Raw genomic sequence first — 6,000 nt, 5'->3', positions numbered from 1 at the left:
ACGGCCGTATGCACACTGTGAATGGAATCTGCGGAATGATGTAAGTATCGGCGTGTCGCCGTGGTTGCCGCGGGAGGGCTCCGAATCGGGCTGGTTTGACCTTGGCAACGGTGGTAAGTAACCTCGAACGGTCACCCGCTGGTGGTGATCGCTTCGTGCTGGCTACATATGTCAGGTCGGATCGGTCTTCCAAGCCACAACGAGTGAAGTTGATTGTTCTGTACCTGTTGGATCCAAAGGCGCCGTAAGGCGTCGATCACTGAATGACGCCGGGAGGCGTCAATGAACTTCGAGGAGTGTTGACCGTGGCCAAGGGCAAGCGGACGTTCCAGCCGAATAATCGCCGCCGCGCGCGTGTTCACGGCTTCCGTCTTCGTATGCGTACCCGTGCGGGTCGTGCAATCGTTTCGGCGCGTCGCCGTAAGGGCCGCGATTCCCTCACCGCCTGATCTGATTTCGAGTTCAGGAGCTCGGGGTGTTGCCTGAGCCGTCTCGGTTGCGTCGCCACGCGGATTTCTCCGTGGCGGTGCGACGCGGGCGTCGTATGGGAAGACGCGACCTTGTCGTGCACGCGTTCGATCGCGAGCAAGTAGAGGCGCTGGTAGTAACAAATCACGGTCCCCGTTTCGGGCTGATCGTGAGCAAGGCTGTCGGGCCGGCGGTGATTCGACATCGAGTCGCACGCCGGCTTCGTCATATCTGTGCAGATTTCGTCGGGCAGGTTTCGCCGGAGACGGACGTGGTTATCCGCGCACTTCCGGGTGCAGCTACCGCCAGTTCAGCCGAACTGGCCAAGCAGTTGCGCGGGGGCCTGACCAAAATGAACCTATTGGTGTCGGTAAGTGAAGAGCCATGAGTACTCCGCTCTCTGAGCAGATCGAGACTCCCAGAGCCTCCCGTGTCATCACGGTGTTGAAGGCTGTGCGTCGCGCTCCCGCCACTGTTCTCATCTTCTGTATCGAGTTGTACCGGACGTATGTGTCGCCCTTGAGGATGCCGACCTGCCGGTTCACCCCCACCTGCAGTGAATACGCAGTCGAAGCGCTGCGCACTCACGGGGCGATCAAAGGCCTTTTCTTGACTGTGGTGCGGTTGGCGAAGTGTGCCCCCTGGCATTCTGGAGGGTGGGACCCTGTCCCTGCCCGTCGTGACCGTGATGCGGGTAGCCGCCATAGCTGTCCGGAAGCACGCGCAGCGTGTCACAGTCCGACGGACGAACAGAGGAGTACTTAGAGCCGTGCTCAATTTCATCTACTATCCGGTATCCGCGATTCTGTGGGTCTGGCACAAGGTCTTCGGGTTCATTCTCGGCCCGGACAACGGAATAGCCTGGGCGCTTTCCGTGGTGTTCCTGGTGTTCACCTTGCGTGCGGTTCTGTACAAGCCGTTCGTGAAGCAGGTCCGCACGACGCGTCAGATGCAGGAACTGCAGCCACAGATCAAGGCATTGCAGAAGAAGTATTCGGGCGACCGTCAGCGCCAGGCCGTCGAGATGCAGAAGCTCCAGAAGGAGCACGGATTCAACCCGATCATGGGCTGTCTCCCGGTCTTGGCTCAGGCTCCGGTGTTCATCGGTCTGTTCCACGTCCTGCGCTCGTTCAACCGCACCGGCACCGGCATGGGCCAGCTGGGCATGAGCGCCGAGGACAACCTCAACACCCCGAACTACGTCTTCTCGGCCACTGACGTCCAGTCGTTCCTGGATGCTCGTCTGTTCGGCGCGCCCATCTCGGCCGCGATCACGACGCCGGTTGCGCAGCTTCAGGCCTACGTCACCGAGAACGTTCCCGAGCTTCCGTCACGGCTGAACATCATCCTCGTGGCCGCTCCGCTGATGATCATCGCCAGCATCGCGACGCACTTCAACTCACGCGCTTCTGTTGCCCGTCAGAGCGAAGCAGCTGCCGCGAACCCGCAGTCCGCGATCATGAACAAGCTCGCCCTGTACGTCTTCCCGCTCGGTGTTCTGGTCGGTGGACCGTTCCTTCCGATCGCGATCCTCCTGTACTGGGTGTCGAACAACATCTGGACCTACGGTCAGCAGCACCTCGTCTTCCGCAAGATCGACGCGGAAGAAGAAGCCAAGAAGCAGGAAGCGATCACTCGCCGCAACGACAATGCGCCCAAGCCCGGTGCCCGTCCCGATCCCAGCAAGAAGAAGGGATCTCCGGCTGCGCTGAAGACCGCGGATTCAGCCGACGACGACGGTGACGCCCCGGAAGTTTCGCTCAAGAAGCCACAGCCGAAGCCCTCGGGTTCCAGTGGTGGTTCCACGTCGAAACCGAAACAGAACCGGCCACAGAGCAACCGCGGCAACTCCCCCAAGCGCAATAAACGGCGCTGATCCAGGAAAGAGAACGACCAATGTCCAGTGAAGCTGACATCGTTGTGGATGGAGAGAACGCAGACGTGAGCACCGAGACCACTGCGCCGGTTACCGATGTGGATGTAGACATCGACGATTCCGATGACGATTTGATCGAAGAGGGCGAGATCGCCGGCGACTACCTCGAGCAGTTGCTCGACGTTCTCGATTTCGACGGAGACATCGACCTTGACGTCGAGGGCGATCGGGCGATCGTCAGCATCGACGGTGGCGACGACCTGACCAAGCTCGTGGGACGCAAGGGTGAGGTTCTGGATGCTCTCCAGGAGCTGACTCGTCTGGCAGTTCAGCAGTCGACCGGAGAGCGCAGTCGCTTGATGCTCGACATCGCCGGGTGGCGTGCGGGCCGGCGCGAGGCACTCAGTGCTCTCGGTGCGGAAGCTGCACAGCGTGTTCTCGAGACCGGCGAACGCGAAGAGCTTGCTCCGATGACGCCGTTCGAACGCAAGATCGTGCACGACGCCGTCGCCAAGGTCGCCGGTGTTTCCAGCGAGAGCGAAGGCGCTGAGCCGTCTCGTCGAGTGGTTGTCCTCAAGGACTGACACTCCCCCTTGATCGAATGCGGGCCCCGGATTTTCCGGGGCCCGCTTTTGTGTCCGAGAGTGTTTCACGTGAAACCGAATCCGGCGCCACGGTGAAGGTCCGGTGCCTATCGTTGTCGACATGTCCAACGAGCGCTCCGGATTCCCTCTCGGATTGATGACCCTTGGGGCCTTGATAGGGATGCTCGTGTGCGGCCTGAGCTATTGGCCCGTGGTCTTCGAACTACAGCAGAAAATGGAAGTCCAGTCCTTTCCGCCGGGCGGTCTGAAGTATTGGCTCTGCTGGTTGTTGCCGCTGGGAGTAGTCGCCGTCGTATTCATTCCACTTGCATTGGCATGGCGATCCGGGAGACCGGTCATGCTCAGCTTCGCGATTGCCTTCTTGTTCGTCGGGGGTGCACTGTGCATGTTCGGATATTCGATCGACAACATGCCGTACTACATGTGAGCCCCTCCCCTCCCCCAGACCGAATAGTCGGCCTTCGTTTCACGTGAAACCGGATCGATGGTTGTTGCCCCGAGCCCTCGAACTCCGCCCCAGATTGCCGCCACAATGGATCACCGACCTGATGTCGTCAGGCCTGCTGGCAAGGTCGTCACCTTCGGCGCTGGCATCCGATGACCGACAACCCGCCAGCCCTCACTTCGACGGCCCCCGGATTGGGGCGTCATCAACAACGATCAAGAAGGAGCAGCATCCGCACATGCACGTCGACATCGAAGGCGCCACCCGCCTCGCCGCAGAATTCGACTGGACCTGGGCCGTCGACGACCTGGAACCCTTCTGCGCACAGGCTGGATGGGAGGTCGTTGAATTGGATCAGACCGGCGCCTCGATTCGGACCGGACTCCGTGTTGGTCAGTCCGAATCGATAATGTTCGGGCGGCAACACAGAATGAATTGGATCTCGATCTTCGTCACGGACGTGGCAGATGACGCTACGCCCATGACAGTGGTGCGCCCGCTGCTGGACGAAGGGTTCACGAACCTCGATGTGGCATTTACCGCACTCCTGGGGACAGCCACGAGCGCCGAACCCGAACCAAAGACAGCTCTCCGGTGGGACCTGCCGAAAGCGGTCATTTCACTGCACCTGGGTGTCAATGCGATCGACTTGCGTCTGACGAGTCCGGGATATCAGGCATGGGTGGATGAGCCCGAACCGGAGTACGAGGACGAGGACTAGCGATCGAGGTCGGCGAGATCGCATCCGGTGCGGGAACAGGTTTGCGCGCTCCTCACACGAATCGGACCACTCACATCGAATGGGCTTCGTCGCCACGCAAAGTCGATGATGTTGTTGCGGGCTTCGGGGTGAGATCGGCGGCGACTACTTTGCCAAGCAAACCGGAATCGACATCGCCTACACGGGCTCCGGTCCATACACTGCGGACCGCGTCGGGGTAATCATGGGACCGCCTTGAGTTCGGTTGACTCGCGGGGTGTGCGATCGGCGTCGCGCCCACACCTGCTGCTGGTCTCGTCATGAGGGCGGATCCGGGCTGTACGAGGTGGAAGGACTTCGCGGTGCCCGGATCGAACTCGTGAGCGATGATCTTGTTGGTTCCGGGTTCGGTATGCACCAACGGGTAGTCGTAGTCTTTGCCGTCCAACAACTCCTGCACCAAGCGCGGATCTTAATCGCGCAGAGCCTGCAGCGCTTTCGAGTCCAGGCGCAGGAATTCATCCTGCGCATCGGGCAGGTCCCCTGCTCGACTTTGATCTTCCCGCCGACACCGGTATCCACATCGAAGGCGAACTCGCCATGCGCATCCTGTGATGCGAAGCTCCTTGGATTCGCGGTTTGTGATGCCAAGCCTCCGGCGTCCCGCAACAGGAGTGTCAAGCCGACGGATGTATGGCTCGCAACAACCGGCGATGAGATAACGATGCTGTCCGGGACTTGGACTCGAAGCTCATCCGCGTCGCACAACAGATTGCGTCAGACCGACCGAGTCCGTTGTGCAGTCCGACGTCGGCGATCTTTTGCAACGACTTTTTCATCGAAAATTGGTCTTTTTGGGTCAGAATTCCATCCATGTAACTACCCATGGCAGTTTCGTCACTGTGATGATACTAAGAATTGCGCTCCTATCTGCATTCGATCGCCCGGCTATGTTTCACGTGAAACGCGTCAGAATTGGAAGAATTTTCAGCGCAATGTTTCACGTGGAACGTGAACCCCTCCCCTCCCCCGCTTGAATTTTGGGCCGAATACTTCCCAAAGAATGAACGAGTCGGCAGACTCACAGCGAGTCGGTGTGCAGAAGCGAACACATGTCGTCTCCAGAGCGGATAATGATTTCAGTCTTGATTGTTGATTTCGCGGTTTACGCGGGAGGATGTTTCACGTGGAACAGAATGGTGCGGCGTCGGTTGACTGGGACGAACAAGAGACTGCGCGCGCAGTGTTCGGTGACAGATATGAGATCGCGGAACGGTACTACCAATCCCTGGCAACGGATGGTGTCGAGCGCGGGCTCATTGGTCCCCGTGAGGTTCCCCGACTATGGGAGCGTCACCTTCTCAATTGCGCAGTGATCGGTGAACTGATCGCCGAAGGTGAGTCGGTTGTGGACGTAGGAAGCGGTGCCGGCCTACCCGGAATCCCTCTCGCGATCGCCCGCCCGGACTTGAAGGTGACTCTCGTCGAACCGTTGCTTCGACGCTCGGTGTACCTCGCGGAGTTCATCGAGTCCAACGGATTGGACGTATTGGTTGTCCGAGGGCGAGCCGAGGAATCGGGTGTTGTGAAGGAAGCGGGCGGCGCGGATGTAGTCACCTCGCGAGCTGTGGCGCCTCTCGAGAAGCTCGCACGTTGGTCCCTCCCACTCATTCACGAGCACGGCCGGATGTTGGCACTCAAGGGTTCGAGCGCCGCCGAGGAGATCGAGCGAGACCGTACGGCGCTCACCAAGTTGGGCGCAGGTAAGTTGGAAATACTCGAATGCGGAGCCAAGATTCTCCGCACCCCCACTGTTGTGGTGAAGGCCGAACGTCTCCCGAAGCGCCGCCAGCGTTGATGATTTACACGCATGCAATCGAGAGCAATGTACAGATGATGAGAGCAC

At 59.7% G+C, this 6,000-nt stretch carries 9 protein-coding genes; 8 read left to right on the top strand and 1 reads right to left on the bottom strand.

The window, feature by feature from the left end:
- Positions 1–305 precede the first annotated feature (305 nt).
- The 7 genes from rpmH (at position 306) to A0W34_RS29260 (ending at position 4,115) form a co-directional block, all read left to right on the top strand.
- A complete protein-coding gene (gene rpmH, locus A0W34_RS29290; protein WP_003942540.1) occupies positions 306–449 on the top strand; it encodes a 50S ribosomal protein L34 in 144 nt (47 codons plus the stop codon).
- A 26-nt stretch (positions 450–475) separates the two neighbouring features.
- A complete protein-coding gene (rnpA, locus tag A0W34_RS29285) occupies positions 476–856 on the top strand; it encodes a ribonuclease P protein component (RefSeq protein WP_019746209.1) in 381 nt (126 codons plus the stop codon).
- Positions 853–1,233, top strand: a complete 381-nt coding sequence (gene yidD, locus A0W34_RS29280) for a membrane protein insertion efficiency factor YidD (RefSeq protein WP_007729147.1) — start codon at positions 853–855, stop codon at positions 1,231–1,233. The genes rnpA and yidD overlap by 4 nt, the downstream gene beginning before the upstream one ends.
- Before the next feature lie 4 nt (positions 1,234–1,237).
- Entirely contained in the window at positions 1,238–2,344 is a 1,107-nt protein-coding gene (gene yidC / locus A0W34_RS29275) for a membrane protein insertase YidC (RefSeq protein WP_003942570.1), read from the top strand.
- Positions 2,345–2,364: 20 nt separating this feature from the next.
- Complete coding sequence (locus A0W34_RS29270; protein ID WP_003942504.1) at positions 2,365–2,928, top strand: Jag family protein; 564 nt, start codon at positions 2,365–2,367, stop codon at positions 2,926–2,928.
- 121 nt (positions 2,929–3,049) lie between these two features.
- On the top strand, positions 3,050–3,376 hold the full coding sequence (locus A0W34_RS29265; protein WP_020971491.1) for a hypothetical protein: 327 nt from the start codon (positions 3,050–3,052) through the stop codon (positions 3,374–3,376).
- Positions 3,377–3,632: 256 nt separating this feature from the next.
- Complete coding sequence (locus tag A0W34_RS29260) at positions 3,633–4,115, top strand: DUF6301 family protein (protein WP_081558902.1); 483 nt, start codon at positions 3,633–3,635, stop codon at positions 4,113–4,115.
- Between the two features lie 70 nt (positions 4,116–4,185).
- Here the strand turns inward: A0W34_RS29260 and A0W34_RS29255 are convergent, their stop codons facing one another.
- Entirely contained in the window at positions 4,186–4,554 is a 369-nt protein-coding gene (locus tag A0W34_RS29255; RefSeq protein WP_156888953.1) for a hypothetical protein, read from the bottom strand.
- A 717-nt stretch (positions 4,555–5,271) separates the two neighbouring features.
- Between A0W34_RS29255 and rsmG the strand changes: the two genes are divergently transcribed.
- Positions 5,272–5,952 (top strand): 16S rRNA (guanine(527)-N(7))-methyltransferase RsmG, encoded by a 681-nt coding sequence (gene rsmG / locus A0W34_RS29250; RefSeq protein WP_019746204.1) that lies wholly within the window; start codon positions 5,272–5,274, stop codon positions 5,950–5,952.
- Positions 5,953–6,000: the final 48 nt, after the last annotated feature.

It is taken from the genome of Rhodococcus sp. BH4, assembly GCF_002079265.1.
GTDB classification, from domain to species: Bacteria; Actinomycetota; Actinomycetes; order Mycobacteriales; family Mycobacteriaceae; genus Rhodococcus_F; species Rhodococcus_F qingshengii.
The sequence above is the reverse complement of the archived record's forward strand: the minus strand, read 5'-3'. Positions and strand labels throughout refer to the sequence as shown.

Coding starts and splice junctions, on each gene's coding strand:
- yidD (WP_007729147.1), top strand. CDS start 853: ATGAGTACTCCGCTCTCTGAGCAGATCGAGACTCCCAGAGCCTCCCGT.
- A0W34_RS29260 (WP_081558902.1), top strand. CDS start 3,633: ATGCACGTCGACATCGAAGGCGCCACCCGCCTCGCCGCAGAATTCGAC.
- A0W34_RS29270 (WP_003942504.1), top strand. CDS start 2,365: ATGTCCAGTGAAGCTGACATCGTTGTGGATGGAGAGAACGCAGACGTG.
- A0W34_RS29265 (WP_020971491.1), top strand. CDS start 3,050: ATGTCCAACGAGCGCTCCGGATTCCCTCTCGGATTGATGACCCTTGGG.
- rsmG (WP_019746204.1), top strand. CDS start 5,272: ATGTTTCACGTGGAACAGAATGGTGCGGCGTCGGTTGACTGGGACGAA.